This is a genomic window from Streptomyces sp. NRRL WC-3618 (genome assembly GCF_001280005.1).
In the GTDB taxonomy this organism is placed as follows: Bacteria; Actinomycetota; Actinomycetes; order Streptomycetales; family Streptomycetaceae; genus Streptomyces.
Genome location: NZ_LGDW01000130.1, coordinates 65,732 through 84,426, shown reverse-complemented (window position 1 = coordinate 84,426; position 18,695 = coordinate 65,732). Strand labels below are relative to the sequence as shown.

Annotated in this window: 18 protein-coding genes; 3 read left to right on the top strand and 15 right to left on the bottom strand. The window is 72.5% G+C overall.

From position 1 onward, the window contains the following. Positions 1–218 precede the first annotated feature (218 nt). Positions 219–686: a pyridoxamine 5'-phosphate oxidase family protein gene (locus ADL01_RS15785; protein WP_053742622.1), complete on the bottom strand. Its 468-nt coding sequence runs from the start codon at positions 684–686 to the stop codon at positions 219–221. Positions 687–811: 125 nt separating this feature from the next. Here ADL01_RS15785 and ADL01_RS15780 point away from each other — a divergent pair, with 125 nt between their 5' ends. Continuing rightward, positions 812–1,456 carry a cysteine hydrolase gene (locus tag ADL01_RS15780; RefSeq protein WP_053742621.1) on the top strand — a complete coding sequence of 215 codons (645 nt, stop codon included), beginning with the start codon at positions 812–814 and terminating at the stop codon, positions 1,454–1,456. A gap of 3 nt (positions 1,457–1,459) precedes the next feature. Here the strand turns inward: ADL01_RS15780 and ADL01_RS15775 are convergent, their stop codons facing one another. The 14 genes from ADL01_RS15775 to ispH all read right to left on the bottom strand — a co-directional run bounded on the left by ADL01_RS15775 (position 1,460) and on the right by ispH (position 15,915). Next, positions 1,460–1,894 (bottom strand): Rieske (2Fe-2S) protein, encoded by a 435-nt coding sequence (locus ADL01_RS15775; protein ID WP_053742620.1) that lies wholly within the window; start codon positions 1,892–1,894, stop codon positions 1,460–1,462. An 87-nt stretch (positions 1,895–1,981) separates the two neighbouring features. After that, the gene (locus tag ADL01_RS15770; protein ID WP_053742619.1) at positions 1,982–2,635 is read right to left on the bottom strand and encodes a class I SAM-dependent methyltransferase; all 654 of its coding nucleotides are present in this window, start codon (positions 2,633–2,635) and stop codon (positions 1,982–1,984) included. Beyond that, positions 2,632–4,080, bottom strand: coding sequence for an NAD(P)/FAD-dependent oxidoreductase (locus ADL01_RS15765; RefSeq protein ID WP_053742618.1), 1,449 nt, complete (start codon positions 4,078–4,080; stop codon positions 2,632–2,634). The genes ADL01_RS15770 and ADL01_RS15765 overlap by 4 nt, the downstream gene beginning before the upstream one ends. A gap of 16 nt (positions 4,081–4,096) precedes the next feature. Then, positions 4,097–5,032 (bottom strand): alpha/beta hydrolase, encoded by a 936-nt coding sequence (locus ADL01_RS15760; RefSeq protein ID WP_053742617.1) that lies wholly within the window; start codon positions 5,030–5,032, stop codon positions 4,097–4,099. Positions 5,033–5,102: 70 nt separating this feature from the next. Continuing rightward, a complete protein-coding gene (gene ispG / locus ADL01_RS15755) occupies positions 5,103–6,260 on the bottom strand; it encodes a flavodoxin-dependent (E)-4-hydroxy-3-methylbut-2-enyl-diphosphate synthase (protein ID WP_053742616.1) in 1,158 nt (385 codons plus the stop codon). Then, positions 6,260–8,188 carry a 1-deoxy-D-xylulose-5-phosphate synthase gene (gene dxs / locus ADL01_RS15750; RefSeq protein ID WP_053742615.1) on the bottom strand — a complete coding sequence of 643 codons (1,929 nt, stop codon included), beginning with the start codon at positions 8,186–8,188 and terminating at the stop codon, positions 6,260–6,262. The genes ispG and dxs overlap by 1 nt, the downstream gene beginning before the upstream one ends. Before the next feature lie 2 nt (positions 8,189–8,190). Further along, complete coding sequence (locus ADL01_RS15745; protein WP_053742614.1) at positions 8,191–8,637, bottom strand: DUF6917 domain-containing protein; 447 nt, start codon at positions 8,635–8,637, stop codon at positions 8,191–8,193. Continuing rightward, positions 8,634–9,566 (bottom strand): Gfo/Idh/MocA family protein, encoded by a 933-nt coding sequence (locus ADL01_RS15740; RefSeq protein ID WP_053742613.1) that lies wholly within the window; start codon positions 9,564–9,566, stop codon positions 8,634–8,636. The genes ADL01_RS15745 and ADL01_RS15740 overlap by 4 nt, the downstream gene beginning before the upstream one ends. After that, positions 9,563–10,693 carry an Ldh family oxidoreductase gene (locus ADL01_RS15735; RefSeq protein WP_053742612.1) on the bottom strand — a complete coding sequence of 377 codons (1,131 nt, stop codon included), beginning with the start codon at positions 10,691–10,693 and terminating at the stop codon, positions 9,563–9,565. The genes ADL01_RS15740 and ADL01_RS15735 overlap by 4 nt, the downstream gene beginning before the upstream one ends. Continuing rightward, entirely contained in the window at positions 10,690–11,991 is a 1,302-nt protein-coding gene (locus ADL01_RS15730) for a M20/M25/M40 family metallo-hydrolase (protein ID WP_053742611.1), read from the bottom strand. The genes ADL01_RS15735 and ADL01_RS15730 overlap by 4 nt, the downstream gene beginning before the upstream one ends. Beyond that, positions 11,988–12,905, bottom strand: coding sequence for a sugar phosphate isomerase/epimerase family protein (locus ADL01_RS15725; protein WP_078960543.1), 918 nt, complete (start codon positions 12,903–12,905; stop codon positions 11,988–11,990). Before ADL01_RS15725 ends, ADL01_RS15730 begins: the two co-directional genes overlap by 4 nt. After that, entirely contained in the window at positions 12,895–13,947 is a 1,053-nt protein-coding gene (locus tag ADL01_RS15720) for a hypothetical protein (protein ID WP_053742610.1), read from the bottom strand. The genes ADL01_RS15725 and ADL01_RS15720 overlap by 11 nt, the downstream gene beginning before the upstream one ends. A gap of 16 nt (positions 13,948–13,963) precedes the next feature. Next, the gene (locus ADL01_RS15715) at positions 13,964–14,995 is read right to left on the bottom strand and encodes a polyprenyl synthetase family protein (RefSeq protein ID WP_053742609.1); all 1,032 of its coding nucleotides are present in this window, start codon (positions 14,993–14,995) and stop codon (positions 13,964–13,966) included. After that, entirely contained in the window at positions 14,992–15,915 is a 924-nt protein-coding gene (gene ispH / locus ADL01_RS15710) for a 4-hydroxy-3-methylbut-2-enyl diphosphate reductase (RefSeq protein WP_078960542.1), read from the bottom strand. Before ispH ends, ADL01_RS15715 begins: the two co-directional genes overlap by 4 nt. 443 nt (positions 15,916–16,358) lie before the next feature. Between ispH and ADL01_RS15705 the strand changes: the two genes are divergently transcribed. Continuing rightward, positions 16,359–17,564, top strand: coding sequence for a DegT/DnrJ/EryC1/StrS family aminotransferase (locus tag ADL01_RS15705; protein ID WP_053742608.1), 1,206 nt, complete (start codon positions 16,359–16,361; stop codon positions 17,562–17,564). Then, positions 17,561–18,679 carry a DegT/DnrJ/EryC1/StrS family aminotransferase gene (locus ADL01_RS15700; RefSeq protein ID WP_053742607.1) on the top strand — a complete coding sequence of 373 codons (1,119 nt, stop codon included), beginning with the start codon at positions 17,561–17,563 and terminating at the stop codon, positions 18,677–18,679. Before ADL01_RS15705 ends, ADL01_RS15700 begins: the two co-directional genes overlap by 4 nt. The last annotated feature ends 16 nt before the right edge of the window (positions 18,680–18,695 follow it).

The window sequence follows — 18,695 nt, the reverse complement described above, 5'->3', positions numbered from 1 at the left end:
CACTGAGGTGGCGCCGGGGGGGGGTGTTTCGCCCCCGCCGCCCTTACCCGTCCCGTCCTTCTGGGCTGCCGCCCCAGACCCGCTTTCGGCCCTGAAGGGGCCTCGTCCTCAAACGCCGGACGGGCTGAAGTGCTGGGCCTGGGCTGAAGGGGGCTTGTCCTCAAGCGCCGGACGGGCTGGAGAGGAAGCTGGGGGGGCTCCCCCCCCAGACGCCCCCGCTACTGCGGTGGGAGTTTGCGGAAGTCCCAGGAGACCGTTTTTTCTGGGGTCAGGCGGATCCACGCGTGTCTGCCGTCGTGGGGCATCTCGTCCAGGCGGAAGTTCTTGCGGGCGAACAGGGTTTCCGGGACGTCCAGTTCGGCGCGTAGTTCGCCGGTGCGGGGGGACTCGCCGACGAACTCGACGGTGCCGGACAGTTCGACGCCGCGCAGTTCGTCGTACTCCTCGCCCGTGTCGACGACGATCGCGACCCGTGGGTCGCGGCGCAGGTCGGTCCAGCGCTTGCTGCGGACCACCGAGTACAGCCACATCGAGATGCCGTCCCAGGCGAACCACAGCGTGCTCACATGTGGAGCGCCCTCGGCCGACACGGTGGCGACCCGGCAGGTGCGCTGCGTCGTCAGGAACTCGTCCAGCTCGCCCGGCGTCATCATGATCTTCCGGCCTCGGCGCTGAGTGGCGGTCATAAGATCCCCCTCTTGTTCTCTTCTTGTTCTCTCACGTCGTGTCAGAGGTGATCCTCTGACATCACGTCAGAAAAGAAAACGGTCCGTCTTCCGCCCGTGCGCGACGGGCACTACTCTCACCCGCCATGCCGTCGTACGAACAGCTCAGCGAACTCCTCGACCCCGTGACCACGGTCCTGCTCACCGTCGAGTGCCAGCAGGGCGTCGTCGGACCGGACAGCGCCCTGCCCGAACTCGCCCGGGAGGCACGGTCGTCCGGGGCGCTCGCCCACGTCGCCAGGTTGGTGGCCGCCGCCCACGAGACCGGCGTCCAGGTGATCCACGCCATCGCGGAACGCCGTCCGGACGGCCGGGGCGCGAATCGCAACGCACGACTGTTCCGTGCCGCCGAACGACTCCCCGTCCAGCAGCTCTCCGGCACCACCGCGGTGCGCGTCGCACCGCCGATCGAGGTCGCCGACGAGGACTTCGTCGTACGGCGGCTGCACGGGCTGTCGCCGATCCAGGGCACCGATGTCGACGCCCTGCTCCGCAACCTCGGCTGCCGCACGCTGATCGTGACCGGCGTCTCGGCCAACGTCGCGATCCCCAACGCCGTGTTCGACGCCGTGAACCGGGGATACACCGTCGTCGTGCCCGGGGACGCCATCGCGGGTGTGCCCTCCGACTACACCCCCGCGATGATCCGCAACACCCTCGCGCTGGTCGCCACCGTCGCGACCACCGACGAGGTGCTGGCCTGTCTCAAGCGGTCCCGCCGCGCCGGGTGAGGGTCAGGCGAGGGTGATGGAGTCGCCCGACACCTTGATCGACTCGGCGGGGAGCGGCTTGGTCGCGGGGCCCTTCTTCACGCTGCCGTCGGCGACCGAGAACTCGCTCTTGTGGCACGGGCAGGTGATGACGCCGTCGGTGATACCCGTCACGGCGCAGCCCGCGTGCGTGCACTTCGACGAGAACGCCTTGAACGTGCCCGCCGTCGGCTGGGTGACCACCACACCCTGTTCCTTGAATATCCTGCCGCCGCCCTCCGGGATGTCGGAGGTCTTCGCGAGGGCGGTGCCCGCGGCACCCGGCTGGGCGGCCGAGTCCGACGAGTCGTCGTCAGCCCCGCACGCGGTCAGCGCGACGGTGAGCCCCGCCGCGCCGGCCGCCGCCATGACCGTACGACGACCCGGTCCCGATACGGGCTGAAGCGAGGCGCTGCTCATGCTGACGTTCCTTCCGCAGGCGTTTTTCGATCCGTGCGGAGATACGAGCAGCGCCCGCGTGCCGTTCAGGTTCACCAGCAACAGCGGCTACCGTTCCGGTGCCTCACCCGCCGTGACGTACACCCAGCCCCCGTACCGGGTCAGCGTGCGGTGGCGGGCGGCGCCCTCCTGGACCGGTTCCCACGGGTGACGCTGGACCATGCTGGTGTCGCCGCCGAACGGGGCGATCATCGGGCCCAGCGCCGGGATCAGCCGGTCCGGCCACCAGCGCGGCAGCCGGTAGTCCAGCACCACCCAGCGTCCGCCGGGGCTCAGCGCCTCGTAGCCGCGCTCGACGACCTTGGCGTACTCGCTGATGAGGGTGAGGGAGAAGCAGGCGATGATCCCGCGCACGTCCTCGGGGTACTGGTACGTCGTCAGGTCCGCCTGGACGAGGGAGACCTGGGAGAGTCCGGCCCGCCGTACCCGGTCCTCCGCCTGTTCCAGCATCGCGTCGGTGAGGTCCACCCCGATCACCCGGCCGGTCGGCCCCACGGCCTCGGCGAGCAGCGGAAGGTTGTGGCCGGTGCCGCAGCCGGCGTCGACGACCGTGTCGCCGGGGCGCAGGGCGAGCTGCTCCAGGGCCAGGTGCTTGTAGGCCATCGTGCGCTGGCCGATGAGGTAGAGACGGTTGGACGTGAGGTCGTACCGCTTGGCCCGCTTGCGGTAGACCTCGACCATGTGCTGGGACTCGGTGGTCATGGGCGTTCCTCCGGGAGGTGGGTCCCGCCGGCGGGGCCGGGGGGCGAGGTGGTCGGGGAGGTCGCGTTCCGCGGGCCGCGCAGCACCGAGGCCAGCACCCTCGGCCGGAGCACGACCTGGGGCGGGGCCAGCAGATGGGTCATGTCGAACAGGGCCGTGGCGACGGCCCGGTCGGTGGTCGCCACCTTCAGCAGCCGGTCCGTGTAGCGCTTGCCCAGCCGTGCGGCGAGCGGCAGCGGGCCGTCGGCGGCCCCCGGATACGTCAGGTCGGCGTTGCCCGACAGCATCCACGCGGCGTCCACACAGCGGGCGATCCGCTTGCGCAACGGGCCCGTGAGGCCGGCCGGGATCCGGCCGGTGCCACGTGCCCCGGACCGTTCCAGGGCCCGGCGCAGAACGAGGGCGCTCATGCCCGCGACGGAGATTCCCTGTCCGTAGGCCGGGTTGAAGGCGCCGACGGCGTCGCCGAGGACGAGGAAACGGTCGGGCCAGCGTGTCAGCCGCTCGTAGTGGCGCCTGCGGTTCTCCGTACGGCCCGATCCGTACACCTCGCCCAGGGGCTTCGCGTCGCGGATCGCGTCGTACAGGACGGTGCTGCGCAGGCGTTTGGCGAAGTCCACGAAACCCTCGTGGTCGAGAGGCGGCCGTTCGCCGCCGAGGCCGGCCACGGAGACCATCCAGCGGTCGTTCTCGATGGGGTTGAGGATGCCGGAGCGGGGTTCCTCGGGTGTCGACTGGAGCAGGACGCACTTCCAGTCGGCGGTGTGCCCCGGCGGGGGTTCGAAGACGCAGGTGGCGTAGGCGCAGTCGGCGTCCACGACGGTCTCCTCGGGGGCCCGGTAGCCGAGGTTCTGGAGCCAGGCGCCGGCCCGGGAGCCGCGGCCGGTCGCGTCCACGACGAGGTCGGCGTCCAGCTCGTACGGCACTGCCCAGCCTGTGCGCGCCGAGGTGTCCCGGTCCCGCAGCCGTACCCCGCGGATCGTGTCGCCCTGTCCGGCGACGAGCCCGACCGCCTCCGTCTCCTCGCGTATCTCCACGGTGGGCAGTTCCCGCAGCCGGCGGCGGACCGCCCAGTCGAGCAGGTTGCGCGAGCCGGACAGGACCACGTGCCGGCTGTCGAAACGGTCCACCCAGCCGCCCGCCACGAGGAGCAGCATGTCCTGCGGCATCCGGACCTCGACCATGCCCAGGCCGCGTAACTCGCCGAGCAGGCCCGGGAAGAGCAGTTCGAGGGAGCGCTGGCCGGCGCCCAGCAGGTTGTGGGTGTGGCGGGCCTGGGGCACACCGCGTCGCCAGCGCGGTTCCTCGGGGTAGCGGTCGCGCTCCACGAGCGTGACGCGGTCCACGTGCGGAGCCAGCGCGGCCGCCGCGCAGAGTCCGGCGAGGCTGCCGCCCAGCACCACGGCGTGGCTGCCCGCGTACGGGCCCGCACCGAGGTCGGTCATGTCCCGCCCCTTCCGCTCACTCATGGGACGGGCCCCGGCGGGCGAGCCACTCGTGGGCGGCGGCGTACCAACTCGGCGCGGTGCGGTGGACGTTGAGGGAGTGGGCGGCGTCGGGGACGACGAACGCCTCCAGGTCGGTGGTGCCGGTGTAGAACTTCTGCTCGTACGCGACGACGGACGCGGCGTCCTCGGTGGAGACGTCGCCGCCGCCGAAGAGCCGGTCCTCCCGGCCGACCACGAGCAGGACGGGCGCCTTCACCCCGGCGGCCACCTCCGGCTGGTAGATGGTGTCCAGGGTGAAGCCCTCCCCTGCGGTCACGGTCGACTTGGTGTCCTCGTGGTAGGCGGACAGGTCGGGGTCCATGCCCGCCGGGTGCTCGTACAGGGCGGCACGGCGGCCGGGGCGGGTGGTCAGGTAGTTCTCCGGCGGGTCGGTGGGCGCGAGCAGCGGGTCCTCGGCGGCCGGGTACAGCGCTGGGAGCGCCTCCGGATAGAGCGGGCCGAGGGCGTGCAGCAGGCCGGTGACGACCAGGGCGTCCAGGTCGTGGTGGCGGGCCGCCTCGAGCAGGGCGATGCCCGAGCCGAGGGAGTGTCCGACGGCGACCACGTGGCGGAAGCGGGGGAAGCCGGGCGCGCCTTGGCGCAGGGCGGTCACCACCTGGTGCACGGCCTCGACGTTGCTCTCCACCGTCACCTCTTCGGCGGGCGGATGCTCGCTCGTGCCGGTGCCGGGGCGGTCGAGGGCAAGGACGGCGTAGCCCGCGCCGACCGCGTGCCGGGTGTAGTCGAGGGCTCCGGGGGCGGTCCAGTAGCGGCGGTCGTAGGTGAGACCCGGCAGCAGGAGCTGCACCGTGTCGGGCGGGTCACCGGCCGGGAGGAACAGTTCCGCCTCGAGCCGCCAGGTGGTGTCGGGGGCGTGCGGAGGGGTCACGTCGAAGCTGACGGAGCTCATACGGATGGGTGCCCTTCTGCTGTACGGGGTCGGCTGCCAGGGATGGGGATGGGTCACGGGACCGATGGGGTCACAGGACCGTGACGTCCGGTTCTCCGCTCGGGGTGCCGTCGGCCTGCATCTGCTCGGCGATCTTCAGGGCCTCCTCGATCAGCGTCTCGACGATCTTGGACTCGGGGACGGTCCGGATGATTTCGCCCTTGACGAAGATCTGGCCCTTGCCGTTGCCGGAGGCGACGCCGAGGTCGGCCTCGCGGGCCTCGCCGGGGCCGTTGACGACGCAGCCCATGACGGCGACGCGCAAGGGAACCTCCATGCCGTCGAGCCCGGCCAGGACCTGGTCGGCGAGCTTGTAGACGTCGACCTGGGCGCGTCCGCAGGAAGGGCAGGAGACGATCTCCAGGCGCCGTTGCCGCAGGTTCAGCGACTCCAGGATCTGGATGCCGACCTTGACCTCCTCGACGGGCGGCGCGGACAGGGAGACGCGGATGGTGTCGCCGATTCCCTCGCCGAGCAGCGCGCCGAAGGCGACCGCCGACTTGATGGTGCCCTGGAAGGCGGGGCCGGCCTCGGTGACGCCGAGGTGCAGGGGGTAGTCGCACTGGGCGGCGAGTTGCCGGTAGGCGTCGACCATGACGACGGGGTCGTTGTGCTTGACCGAGATCTTGATGTCCCGGAAGCCGTGCTCCTCGAACAGCGAGCACTCCCACAGGGCCGACTCCACCAGTGCCTCGGGGGTGGCCTTGCCGTACTTCTTCAGGAGCCGCTGGTCGAGGGAGCCGGCGTTGACGCCGATCCGGATGGGCACGCCCGCGTCGGCGGCGGCCTTCGCGATCTCCTTGACCTTGTCGTCGAAGCGTTTGATGTTGCCGGGGTTGACCCGTACGGCCGCGCAGCCGGCGTCGATGGCGGCGAACACGTACTTGGGCTGGAAGTGGATGTCGGCGATCACCGGGATCTTCGACTTCCGCGCGATCTGCGGCAGCGCGTCGGCGTCGTCCTGGGAGGGGCAGGCGACCCGGACGATCTGACAGCCGGACGCGGTGAGCTGCGCGATCTGCTGGAGCGTGGCGTCCACGTCGGCGGTGAGGGTCGTGGTCATGGACTGCACGGACACCGGGGCGTCCCCGCCGACCGCCACGGAGCCGACCCTGATCTGCCGCGACGGGCGGCGCGGGGCGAGGCGGGCGGGTACGGCGGGCATGCCGAGTGCGACGGACGCGGTCATCACACCGCTCCCTTCAGTGGGGGCCGTCCGGTGGCCTCGGCCACCGCTTGAGTGACCTGCTCCGCGATACGGTCGCTCGACAGACCGCATTCGGCGAGCAGTTCGGCGCGCGAGGCGTGCTCCAGGAACCCGGAGGGCACCCCGAGCGTGCGCAGTTCGCGGGGGACGGTGCGGGCGTCGCGCAGCGCCGCCGCCAGGGTCTCGCCGACGCCGCCGGTGCGCAGGCCGTCCTCGGCCGTGACCACGACGTCGAACCCGGCGGCCAGTTCCACCAGCGCCCGCGGTACGGGTTTCACCCAGCCGGGGTCGACCACCGTGCAGCCGATGCCCTGTTCCTGGAGGCGGTGGGCGGCCGCCACGCAGGGGCCGCCGAGCACGCCCACCGCGACGAGCAGCACGTCCTCGCCGGTGCGGGCCAGCACGTCGACGGACGTGGTCCCGTCCGGTCCGGCGATCCGCTCCCGCGCGAGCAGGTCGGGCGGCAGGGCACCCTTGGGGTAGCGCAGCAGGGTGGGGGCGTCCTCGGTGCCGAGCGCCTCGTCGAGCTGGCGGCGCAGGGCGGCCCGGTCGCGGGGGGCGGCGATCCGCAGGCCCGGGACGGCCTGGAGCGTGGCGAGGTCCCAGATCCCGTTGTGGGACGCCCCGTCGTCGCCGGTGATGCCGGCGCGGTCGAGGACGAACGTCACCGGCAGCCGGTGCAGGGCCACGTCCATGAGGACCTGGTCGAAGGCCCGGTTCAGGAAGGTCGCGTAGACGCACACCACCGGATGCAGACCGCCCATGGCCATGCCGGCCGCGCAGGTCACCGCGTGCTGTTCGGCGATGCCGACGTCCACCACCCGTGCGGGCAGGGCGCGTTGCAGGGGCAGCAGACCGGCGGGCTCCAGCATCGCGGCGGTCAGCGCCACGACGTCGGGGCGGCGTTCGGCCTGCCGGAGGAGTTCCTCGCCGAAGGCCGCTGTCCAGGTCGGGGCGGCGGCCGTCGGCTGTCCGGGGGTGGCGGCGGGGGAGGGCGAGGGGGCGGCGCGTACGGCGTGGAAGCGGTCCCTGGTGTCCTCCTCGGCGGGCGCGTAGCCGCGGCCCTTCTCGGTGATGCAGTGCACCACCACCGAGCCGCCGAAGGCACGGGCGCGCAGCAGTACCGCCTCGACGGCCTCGCGGTCGTGGCCGTCCACGGGGCCGAGGTACTTCAGGCCGAGGTCCTCGTAGAGCGCCTGCGGGGCGAGGAAGTCCTTGAGCCCTTTCTTCGCCCCGTGCAGGGCGCGGTAGACGGTGTCACCGACGGCGGGCACGCCCTGGAGGGTGTCCTTGGCGCGCTCCAGGAACTCCTCGTACCCGCGCGAGGTCCGCAGCGCCGCCAGGTGCTGGGCGAGGCCGCCGACGGTCGGGGCGTAGGAGCGGGCGTTGTCGTTGATGACGACGATCAGCGGGCGGCCGGGCGCCGCCGCGATGTTGTTGACGGCCTCCCAGGACATGCCGCCGGTGAGCGCGCCGTCGCCGATCACGGCGACCACATGGCCCGGGTCACCGCGCGACTGGCGGGCGTGGGCCAGCCCGTCGGCGTACGAGAGGGCGGTGGAGGCGTGCGAGTTCTCCACCAGGTCGTGCTCCGACTCGGCCCGGCAGGGGTAGCCGGACATGCCGCCACGGGTGCGCAGCGTCGCGAAGTCCGCGACACGGCCGGTGAGGAGCTTGTGCACGTACGCCTGGTGGCCGGTGTCCCAGACGAGGCTGTCGCGCGGGGAGTCGAAGACGCGGTGCAGGGCGATGGTCAGCTCGACCACCCCCAGGTTGGGGCCGAGGTGACCGCCGTTGTGGGTCACCCGTGCGATGAGCAGCGCCCTGATCTCGTCGGTGAGCCGCTCGAGGTCCAAGGGGTCGAGGTCGCGCAGGTCGGCGGGGCTCTTGATGCGATCCAGCAGTTCCAAGGTCAGCTCCTCGTTCCCACGGGCCGGTCCGCGCGGACGTCCGCCGCGACCTGGTGGAAGGACACCGGTGTCTCCGGACGGAGGTCCAGGTCGGGGCCCGTCACCAGGGTGTCGGCGGCGATCAGCACGTTGTAGTGGTTGGGGAAGTGGCAGGCGTCGAAGCCGAGCACGGTGCCCGCGAGGCGGCCGTCGACCCACACCTCGTCGCCCCGGTCGATCACCCCGGCGCCCTGGATCTCGGCGAAGCCGAGGAAGCCGACGCGGTCGATGCGGGCGCCGGGCGGGCTGCCGGTCTGGTCGGTGGTGACCAGCTCGTGCACCTCGCCACCACGTACGCAGCGGCTGGTGAACTCCTCCAGCCGCATGCCCCGGTCGTCGCGGCGATGGGTCAGCACCTTGACGACCGTGGCGTGCACCGCGCGTTTGGCGCCGTCCTCTCGTGGGTTCACCGGAGGGCTCCTTCCGCGCGGTAGACGGCGTCGACGAGTTCGAGGGCGGCGAGTCCGTCGGCGGAGGCGTCGTGTCCGCCGCGCAGCCGGGCGTCGAAGTCGGTGAGGACACCGACGTACTCGTGCCAGAGCGAGCCCTTGAACTCCGGGTGACCGGCGAGCATGTCGGCGAACAGCCGGGTACCGTCGGCGAGTTCGACGGTGACGTCCTTGACCTCACCGTCGTAGGACCAGTCGAGTTCGACCCGGGCGGTGACGCCGGGCGCGGCACTCAGGGCGACGGTGGCCCGGCGGTCGGTGCCCAGCTCGTCGCGGACGACGTCCGCCGCGGTCAGGTCGACGTCGCCGAGGAACAGCCGTACCAGGTCGAAGGCGTTGGGGCCGTTGTCGGCCACGCAGCCACCGCCGCAGCGGTCGGCGTCGAGGTACCAGCGGTCGCCGCCCGCGTGGTCCTCGATGCGTTCGAGGTAGCGGACGGTGAGGGAACGTACGGGGGCGTCGGCCGCCGAGACCTCCTCCAGGAGGCGCAGGACGGCGGAGTTGTAGCGGCGGTGGAAGGAGGTGAAGAGGGTGGCGTGCCTCTTCCGGGCCAGTGCGGCGAGCGCGTGGCCGTGTTCGACCCGGGTGGCGAGCGGCTTCTCGACGCAGACCGCGACCCCCGCCGCGAGGGCGGCGGCGCACACCGTGGCGTGCGTGTCGTTGGGGACATTCACGACGACCGCGTCCACGGCGGCGTCGGCCAGCAGTTCGGCGTGGCCGGTGTAGCACTTGGCGGTGTCGTGGAACGGCTCCAGGGCGGCCGGCCGCAGATCGCACACGGCGGTGAGCTCCAGGCCGGGCAGCCGGTCGAAGGCGGCGACGTAGAACTTCGAGATGACGCCGAGGCCGATGAGGCCGACGCGGGTCGGCAGGTCCGTGGGCCGGGTCATCGGGCGTCCACCTCGGGGAACGTGAGGCCGCGTTCGGCGGCCAGGGCGGTCAGTTCGGCATGGCGTTCGGCCGACAGCGGGACGCCGTGTTCGCGGCGGTGCGTGGCGGTCAGTTCCTCGGGACGGCCGGGATAGCTGACCGGGCGGGCGGGGTCGAGGGGTGGGCAGTCGAGGAGCGCGCCGAAGAGTCCGTCGGCCTCGGTGCGGAAGTCCCGCTCGGGACGCAGGGCGCCGGGGGCCAGGACGAGGGCGGTGAGCCCGATGTCGTCGTCCCGCCCGCTGGGCCGTCCGTCGCCGGTGAGGGCCTCGGGGGCGGGGCCGAGCCCGGCGCCGGGCACCAGCGCGGCCAGCACCTCGACCATGAGGCCCAGGCCGTAGCCCTTGAAGGCGCCGGTGGCCGGGTCGCCGCCCAGCCAGCGCAGGAAGCCCTCGCCGGTGTCCAGGGCCAGCGGGTCCGTCACCGGGTGGCCCTCGGCGTCCTCCAACCAGCCTTCCGGGATCGGCTCCCCGGCACGGGCGGCGGCCCGAACCTTGCCGGTCGGCACCACGGTGGTGCTCATGTCCAGGACGTACGGGGGCCTCTCGCCCGCGGGCGCCGCGACGCTGAAGGGGTTGGTGCCGAGCATCGCGGCCCGGCCGCCCGGCGGGCGCGCGATGCGCTGACGGCCGCAGTTGGAGGCGAGTACGGCGACCATGCCGCGCCGGGCGATCCGGGCCGTGTGGTATCCGGCGCAGCCGAAGTGGGTCGCGTCGCGCATGGTCACCAGCGCGACGCCGGTCTCCTGCGCGCGGTCGGCGGCCAGTTCCAGCGCCTCGGTCGCCGCCCACAGGCCGAGGGAGCGGCGTCCGTCGAGGAGGACGGCGGCGCCGGTGTCGGTGATCTTCTCCGGTTCCGCGGTGGCGTCGATGCGGCCCGAGTCGAGAGCGGGCAGGTACAGCCGCGTGAGGTTGGCGAGGCCGTGCGAGGTGAGCCCGGTGAGGTCGCCGTGCACCAAGGCCTGCGCGGCGGTGCGGGCCCGCCCCCGCGGCACCCCGCGGTCGGCGAAGACCTCGGCGGTGAAGGCCACGAGGGCGTCGTGGGAGACGCTCACCCCGTCGTGCGGCGGGGTGTGGGTCGGCTGGGTCACTGTCGTTTTCCTCCCGTGGCGGCGCGGTGCCGGGCAGCGAAGCGGACGAGGATCCCGCTCACCGCCCCGGCGAAGGCTTCGAGATCGGACAGGTCGGCGAACTCCCCTGCCGCGTGCGCGTGGTTGCGGCCGAGGTCACCGGGGCCGAGGACGGCGGTGTAGGCGCCCGGCAGGCCCGCCGCCCACAGCGCGTCGCAGGTGAAGGCGGGCTCGTCGGCGGGCCACCGGGTCAGCCCGGCGCCGCGCTCCAGCAGGTCGGTGGCCCAGGGGTCGGCCACCGGCGCGAGCGCGGGCAGGCCCCGCTTGTGCCACTCGACGCGGGTGATCACGCCGGCGTCAGCGGCGGTGCGGGCCAGGTCCCGGTGGGTGGCATAGGTCTCGGTGAACTCCCGCAGCCCCTCGGCGACCTCGCGTTCGAGGTGGCCGGCCAGGGCCCGGCCGGCGGCGGAGTCCGGGTAGGAGCAGTTGAGCAGCAGCCGGCCGGTGCCGTACACCCGGTTGTGGAGGTGGCCGGTGTGCAGCCCGGCGACGCAGACCTGGCCGCCGCCCGCCCGCTCGGGGAGCCGGGCGGCGAGCCGACCGGCGAGGTGGCCGAGCAGGACGGTGGCGTTGTGCCCGGCGGCGGGGCGGTCGTCGATGGCGTCGTCGCCGTCGACCCGGACGCAGGCGGTCATCGCGGCGGTGGAGCGCGGCAGCAGCCGCATCCCGGTGGGCTCGCAGAACAGGTTGAGCCGGCCGTACCAGCCGCGCCGGATCAGCGGACGGGTGCCGAACACCCCCATGGCACCGCCCTCCTCCCCGGACACGGCCTGGATGAGCACCCGGGTGCCGACGGCCAGGCCGGGATCGGCCTCGAGCGCCGCGCGCACCCCGGCCAGCAGCGCAACGGCGGGGCCCTTGGCGTCTATCGCGCCGCGCCCGGTGAACCGTTCCCCGTCGAACCCGGCCGGTTCGAGGCCGGCGACGGTGTCGAGGTGCACGTTGAACATCACCGTGTCCGCCTGCGGCAGCGCCGGGCCGAGCGCCAGCACCAGGGAGGGCTGTACGGCGAGAAAGCCGGGGTCGTCCGCGACGGCCCGCCGTACGGCGAGCGGCACCTGGTCGTCCGTCAGCTCGGCCGGGTCGGCGGCGGCATGGTGCACCACGCCGAAACCCAGCCGGCGCGCGACATCGGCGTACGCGTGCTGGGCGTCCCACAGACGGGGCTCACCCTCGCCCTCCAGCAGGCCGGCCGTGGGCAGTTCGAGCAGGTGCAGCAGCAACTCCCGCTCCCCGGAGCTCAGTCGGGTGCCCGTCATGGCGCCACCTCCCCGGTCAGCCCGGCGGCCAGGGCCTCCAGGGCGCGGCCGTAGCGGACGAACTCGGCGACGCCGTCCCGGCCGGCGTCGGTCCGGCCCTCGTGGGGACGGACCGCCCGGTGCGGTTCGATGGACCAGGCGCCGGTGTAGCCGTGGTCGAGCAGCAGCCGCAGACAGTCGGCGACCCGGCAACTCCCCTCGCCGGGCAGGGTGTAGACCGCCTCGTCGCCTTCGGCGCGGGCGTCCTTGACCTGGACGTGGTCCACCCACGGGACGAGTTCGGTGAGCAGGTCGTAGGCCTCGTAGCCGTACGCCACCCCGTTGCCGGTGTCGAACACCAGCCGCAGCGCCGGGCTGTCGACCTCGGCCAGCAGACGCAGCGCGCGGGCCGCGTCGGCGCCGGCCCAGCCCGCGCAGTTCTCGTGCAGCAGGACCAGTCCGTGGTCCTCGGCCTGCCGGGCGAGGCGCGACATCCGGTCGACGCAGCGCCGGGCCCACTCCGGTTCGTCGAGTGGGGTGGCGGGGTCGTTCGGGTAGGACATCACGCGGATGTGGCGGGTGCCGAGCGCGGCGCACCTCGGGGCGAGAAGCTCCAGCTCGCCGCGGTCCAGCTCGAAGTCACCGGTGATCGGGCGCGCCCAGTTGGCGATACGGGAATCCACGCACACCACGTCGAGACGTGCCTCGCGCAGTGTCTCGGCCACCCGGTCGAAGGCTGCGTCGTCGAGGTCGGCGAGGGCGGTGCCGTCGATGTCGCGCAGCTCGACGGCGGACCAGCCCAGTAACCGGTGGGCCCGGATCTGAGCGGCGAGGTCGGGGGCGGCCTCGTCGCCGATGCCGGCGAAGCGGATGCCGGGCGGCGGGTGGAGCCGGGACGCCTCGGCGGCGGACCGGGCCGCGGTGTCAGCCCGCATGGCTCACCCACCGTCCCGGGTGCCCGGCGGACGGGAGGGCGTCCGCCGGGCCGGACCGCGAGCTCGCCTCCTTGGCGTCGGCGAGCAGCTCCACCACGCGGGAGGCGAGGCGTAGTTGGGGTTCCAGGGCGGTGCCGTCGCCCAGGGCGCGGTAGGTGTCGACGAAGTACGTGGACAGCGCGTCGTCGGGGAAGACCTCCCAGGTCTCGGCGTGGCCGGTGCGGCTGAACCGGAGCTGGGCGTAGTGGTCGTCCTCGGCGCCCGGGTAGTGCGCGACCGCCAGGCCCTCGGTGAACCCCAGCTGGACGCGGCGCTCGCGGATCGGTGCGGTGAGGTCGGAGACGATCCGGCTGGTGGCCCCCTGATGCCGCAGGACCAGTTCGGCGCGGCCCATGCCGGGGACGACGGTGTCGCCGATGTGCATGTCGGTCAGTTCGGCGCCGGTGAGAACGGCGTCCCCGGCGAGCCGCAGACACACCCCGAGGGAGTGCGGGGGTTCGACGTCGAACGCGGTGGGGTGGCCGTCGGCGGCCAGGGTGCGGCTCATGCGCGGCTTGCTCTGCCGTACGTCGATGGACCGCAGTTCGCCGAGATCGCCCTCCTCGACGAGGCGGGCCAGGCGCGCGGTCAGCGAGCTCGCCAGCCAGGGCGCGACGACGGCCAGGCGCAGCCGCTCCGTACGGACCAGGTCGAGGATGTCGTGGACGGCCCCGCGCTCGACCGCCAGGGGCTTCTCGACGATGATCCGGCGGAAACCGGCGCCCGCCAGTTCGCGCAGCAGGCCGAGGCGGGCCACGGGCGGGGTGCACAGGTGGACGACGGTCCGCTCGGGGTCCAGCAGGCCGCGGGCCTGGGCGACCGAGGAGACGGAGCGCAGTTCCTCGCCTCGCGGGGGTGCCGCGGGGGCGAGCGGGTCGAGGGTCAGGACGGGTGCCGGGTCGAAGAGGTCGGGATGCTCCCCGGCGGCGCGCAGTCTGCGCAGGACCGCCCAGTGCAGTCCGAGGCCCGCCCGCCCGAGCCCGATGATCAGTGTCCGCTCCATGCTGGTACGGCTCCTCTCAGCGGTCCCGGTACGCCACACGTGTGGTGAGGTCCATCAGCTCCGTGCGCCACCGGGGCACCAGGGGAGCGTCGGCCACGGCCCGGCGGGCCTGGTCGACGAGCTGGGCGATGCGCTGTTCGACCTCGTCGGCGACGCCGGTCGCGACGAGCAGGTCACGCATCCTGGCGGCGCCGTCGGGTCCCGCGGGTGCGGCGGCGAGTTCCCTGATCCGTTCGTCGCGGCGTACGGCGAGGCTCAGCAGGTAGCTCATCTTGAACCGGTCGAAGTCGAGACCGGTGGGCTTGCCGGTGTCCTCGGAGTCGCCGAAGGCGTCGATGAGGTCGTCCCGGAGCTGGAACGCCTCGCCCAGCGGCAGCCCGTACCCCTCGAAGACGTCGGCGAGATCGGACCGGCCCGCGAGGGCGGCGCCCAGCTGGAGGGGGCGGTGGATGGTGTAGCGCCCCGACTTGCACACCGCGATCCAGCGGGAGAGCTCCGGGTCGGCCACCCCTTCGGCGGCGACGGCGATGTCGAGGTACTGCCCGACGGTCACCTCGACGCGGGTCTCGTCCCAGACCGCGCGCGCATCCTCGGACAGGGCGCGAGTGAGCCGGTCGGCATAGACGTGCGCGAGATCGGCGGCGAGGTTGGCGACGCCCTCCCCGTAACGGCGGGGCTCGCCGCGCAGGTTTCGCGCCCGGTGGTCGTCGGCGTGCCGTTCGTGAGCGGTGACGGCGCCGCGGCGCAGTGGGGAGTCGTCGAGAACATCGTCGCGCAACAGGGCGAAGCTGTGCAGGAGTTCGAGGGCGGCGGCCGCGTCGACGGCCAGTGGATCAGCCGGGTCGCCGCCGCCGGCGAGGTGACCGAGGAGGCAGAACCTGGGGCGCAGCAGCTTGCCCTTGGCGGTGGTGATGGCGGTGACGGTGTCGACGAACGCGCCACAGCGCGGATCGACGGCTCTCCAGCGCGCGCTCTCTTCGGTGAGGCAGGAGTGGATGCGCTGCTGGACGGCGTCCAGCGATCGGGTGAGGACGTCGTCCTCGCTCATGCCGTGCCTTTCAGTTGGGAAGGCAGTCCGAACACGATGTCCTCGGTGGTGGTCCGTTCGACCTCGACCGTGGAGTAGCCGAGTGCCGCGAGCCGGCGCAGCAGGCCGTCGACGAGGGTGCCGGGCGCGCTGGCGCCGGCGCTGACGCCGACCGAGTCCACGCCGGCCAGCCAGCTCTCGTCGAGGTCGTCCGGACCGGGGACGAGGTGGGCGGGGGTGCCGGCATCGCGGGCGACCTCCACCATGCGCACGGAGTTGCTGGAGTTGGTGGAGCCGATGACGAGCACCAGACCGGTACGGGCGGCGACCGCCTTGACCGCGTTCTGACGGTTCTGACTGGCGTAGCAGATGTCGTCGCTGCCCGGGCCGCGCAGATCGTCGAACCGCTCCTCCATCGCCTCGATGATCTCCCTGGTCTCGTCCAGGGCGAGGGTGGTCTGGGTGAGGTAGGCGACCGGCGCGTCGCGGGGCAGGTCCAGGGCGCGCACCTCGTCGACGGTGCTGACCACGAGGGTGTGTTCGGGTGCCTCGCCGTAGGTGCCCTCGACCTCCTCGTGCTCGGCGTGGCCGATGAGGAGGATCGTGCGGCGGTCCTCGACGAACCGCCTGGACTCCTGGTGCACCTTGGCCACGAGGGGGCACGTGGCGTCGATCACCTGGAGTTCGCGGTCGGCGGCGCCCTGGCGCACGGCGGGCGAGACGCCGTGGGCGGAGAAGACACAGACCGCGCCGACCGGCACCTCCTCCTCGGAGTCCACGAACCGCGCGCCGCGGGTCTCGAGGTCGCGCACCACGTGTTCGTTGTGGACGATCTGCTTGCGTACGTACACGGGAGGCCCGAAGCGTTCCAGCGCGGCCTCGACGATGTCGATGGCCCGTTGCACACCGGCGCAGAAACTGCGGGGCTCGGCGAGAACCACGGTTTTCCCGCGATTTCCTGCCGGTTCTTCTGGGCTTCCGGAATTGTCCAGCGATTTCAAGGAGAGCACATCCTCTGTCACCCGCTATCGGACACGCGGCTGCCGCCGGCACCCATGCCACCGAGGGTGCGCAGGGCCCGTCCGCCTGCTCCTGGCCTGTGAGTCGAGACCTGAGCACGGCGACGCGGCGGCGTTTTGAGAAAACTGCGGCAGGGCGGGTCGGTGTGTCAAGCGCCGGGCCGGTGCCGACCCCTGACAGGGTGCCGGCTGACTTGTTCCGCACTCCTGTGACCTGCCGATTCTCCGCTCCAAGGACCCGGCATGACTGGTTCCTGCCAGTTCCCCGCACCCGGTGCTGACAAGGGTTTGCCATTGCCGCCGGGAAAACGAGCGGCTTAGCTTCGCCCATCCATAACTCCGCCCGGCACACGGAGGATTACCGCGTGATCTCCCCTACCCGGAGCACCGATCGAAACCCGGAAACGGAAACAGAACACCCGGTTCCGTTCTTCACCCAGGCCGACACCTTCAGTGACTGCTGGCCGGACATCAATCGCCATCTCAATGAGATGTTCGACCGGGGTAAGTATTCCCACGGCCGACAGGTCGCCGAACTGGAAAAGGCACTCGCCGAATACACCGGCGCACGGCATGTGGTGGCGGTCAACAACGGGACCGACGCCCTCGTCCTGCTGCTGCGCGCCTGCGGTGCCGGCCTTGGCGACGAGGTCGTCGTGCCGGCCTTCAGCTTCGTCGCCTCGGCATCCTCGGTGGCACTGGCCCGTGCCACGCCCGTGTTCGCCGACATCGATCCGGAGACCTACTCGCTGGACCCGGCCTCCGCGGCGGCGGCGATCACGCCCCGCACCCGGGCGATCATGCCTGTGCACCTCTTCTGGCAGCTCGCGGACATGGGGGCGCTCGGCGCCCTGGCCGAGCGGCACGGGCTGAAGGTGGTGGAGGACAGCGCGGAGGCGATCGGCATGCGCCGCGCGGGCGTTCACGCCGGGCTGCTGGGTGACGGCGGCGTGCTGTCGTTCTTCCCCACCAAGACCCTGGGTGCGCTGGGTGACGCCGGGGCCGTCCTGACGGACGACGCGGAGATCGCGGAGCGGGCGGCGATCCTGCGCCACCACGGCCGGATGGGCCGCACCGTGGACCACATCGCCGGCATCTCCAACCTCTCCGGGGCCTCGGGCACCAACAGCAAGATGGACGACATCCAGGCGTCCGTACTGCTCGGCAAGCTGCCCCGGCTCGACGCGGCGATCGCCCGGCGCGCGGAGCTGGCGGCGGCGTACACCGAGGCGCTGAGCGGCGTGCCCGGCGTCCTGCGGCTGCCCACGGTGGCCGTACGGGACGTGCCGCAGGACCCGGTGTTCTACGTGTACGTGATCGAGGTCGAGCGCCGGGACGCCCTGGTGGAGCACCTCACCCGCGAGGGCATCGGCACCGAGGTCTACTACCCGACGCCGCTGCACCTCCAGCCCTGCTTCGCCGAACTGGGGTACCGCCGGGGCGACTTCCCGCACGCGGAGGCCGCCTGCGAGCGCACGGTCGCGCTTCCCTTCCACCCCGATCTCGGCCTCGACGACGTGCACCGGGTGTGCGAGGCCGTCCGCCGCTTCTACACGGGGGCCGCATCATGAGGACTCTGCCCTTCTTCCCCACCGACCTCTTCGAGGAGGACCGCGAGGCGCTGCTGTCGGCCGTGCACGACCTGGGCACGGGCCCCGGCCAGCGGTTCATCCTCGGTGAGCGCACCGCGCAGCTGGAGGAGGCGCTTCGCGAGGAGACCGGCGCCGGCCATGTCGTCGCCTGCGCCAGCGGCACCGGGGCACTGGAGCTGTCCGTGCGCGCGCTGGACATCGGCCCGGGCGACGAGGTGATCGTGCCCGCATTCTGCTGTCAGCCGGTGGCCAGTTCGGTGGCGAACGCGGGTGCCACGCCGGTCTTCGCCGATGTCGACCCGTGGACCATGGTGCTGGACCCCGACGCGACGAAGTCGCTGATCACCGAACGCACCAAGGCGCTGATGCCGGCCCATGTCTTCTCGATCATGGCGGACATGGCGCGGCTGGGGGAGATCGCCCGCGAGCACGGGATCGCGCTGATCGAGGACGCGGCGGTCGCCCAGGGCGCCGTCCTGGACGGCCGGCCCGCCGGTCGCTGGGGCGATGTCGGGGTGTTCTCCTTCTTCCAGGTCAAGGCGTTCGGTACGGCGGGCGAGGGCGGGGTGGTCCTCACCGACGACCCCGAACTGGCCCGGGCCGCGCGGATGCTGCGCAACCACGGACAGGACGGAGTGCACCGCTTCCTGCACCACCGCATCGGCCAGAACAACCGTTTCGACGAGGTGCTCGCCGCCTTCCAGTTGCACCGGCTGCCCGGCTTCCCGGACCGGCTGGAGCGCCGCGCGCGGATCGCCGACTACTACACCGAGCGCTTCGAGCCGCTGCGTGAACGCGGGGTGCTCGCCCCGCCGGCCGGGCGCAACGGCCGCTGCTACTACGTCTACTCGCTGCTCGTCGACCGTCGCGAGGACCTGCGCGCCTATCTGACGGAACGTCAGATAGGCAGCCACATCTACTACCCCGTGCCGCTGCCCCGGCAGCCCGCCTTCGCGCCGTGGGCCGCCCCGGACGGCCGCTGGCCCAACGCAGAGCGGGCCTCCGAGCGCAATCTGGCCATCCCCATCTGGCCCCATCTGACCGACGCCGAGGTGGAGTTCATCGCCGACACGGTCTGCGAGTTCTACACGTGAGAACGCGAGAACAGTC

Coding starts and splice junctions, on each gene's coding strand:
- ADL01_RS15760 (WP_053742617.1), bottom strand. CDS start 5,032: ATGAGCTCCGTCAGCTTCGACGTGACCCCTCCGCACGCCCCCGACACC.
- ADL01_RS15740 (WP_053742613.1), bottom strand. CDS start 9,566: ATGACCCGGCCCACGGACCTGCCGACCCGCGTCGGCCTCATCGGCCTC.
- ADL01_RS15720 (WP_053742610.1), bottom strand. CDS start 13,947: ATGGAGCGGACACTGATCATCGGGCTCGGGCGGGCGGGCCTCGGACTG.
- ispG (WP_053742616.1), bottom strand. CDS start 6,260: ATGACCGCGTCCGTCGCACTCGGCATGCCCGCCGTACCCGCCCGCCTC.
- ADL01_RS15775 (WP_053742620.1), bottom strand. CDS start 1,894: ATGAGCAGCGCCTCGCTTCAGCCCGTATCGGGACCGGGTCGTCGTACG.
- ADL01_RS15700 (WP_053742607.1), top strand. CDS start 17,561: ATGAGGACTCTGCCCTTCTTCCCCACCGACCTCTTCGAGGAGGACCGC.
- ADL01_RS15765 (WP_053742618.1), bottom strand. CDS start 4,080: ATGACCGACCTCGGTGCGGGCCCGTACGCGGGCAGCCACGCCGTGGTG.
- ADL01_RS15785 (WP_053742622.1), bottom strand. CDS start 686: ATGACCGCCACTCAGCGCCGAGGCCGGAAGATCATGATGACGCCGGGC.
- ADL01_RS15715 (WP_053742609.1), bottom strand. CDS start 14,995: ATGAGCGAGGACGACGTCCTCACCCGATCGCTGGACGCCGTCCAGCAG.
- ADL01_RS15780 (WP_053742621.1), top strand. CDS start 812: ATGCCGTCGTACGAACAGCTCAGCGAACTCCTCGACCCCGTGACCACG.
- ADL01_RS15725 (WP_078960543.1), bottom strand. CDS start 12,905: ATGCGGGCTGACACCGCGGCCCGGTCCGCCGCCGAGGCGTCCCGGCTC.
- ADL01_RS15770 (WP_053742619.1), bottom strand. CDS start 2,635: ATGACCACCGAGTCCCAGCACATGGTCGAGGTCTACCGCAAGCGGGCC.
- ADL01_RS15730 (WP_053742611.1), bottom strand. CDS start 11,991: ATGACGGGCACCCGACTGAGCTCCGGGGAGCGGGAGTTGCTGCTGCAC.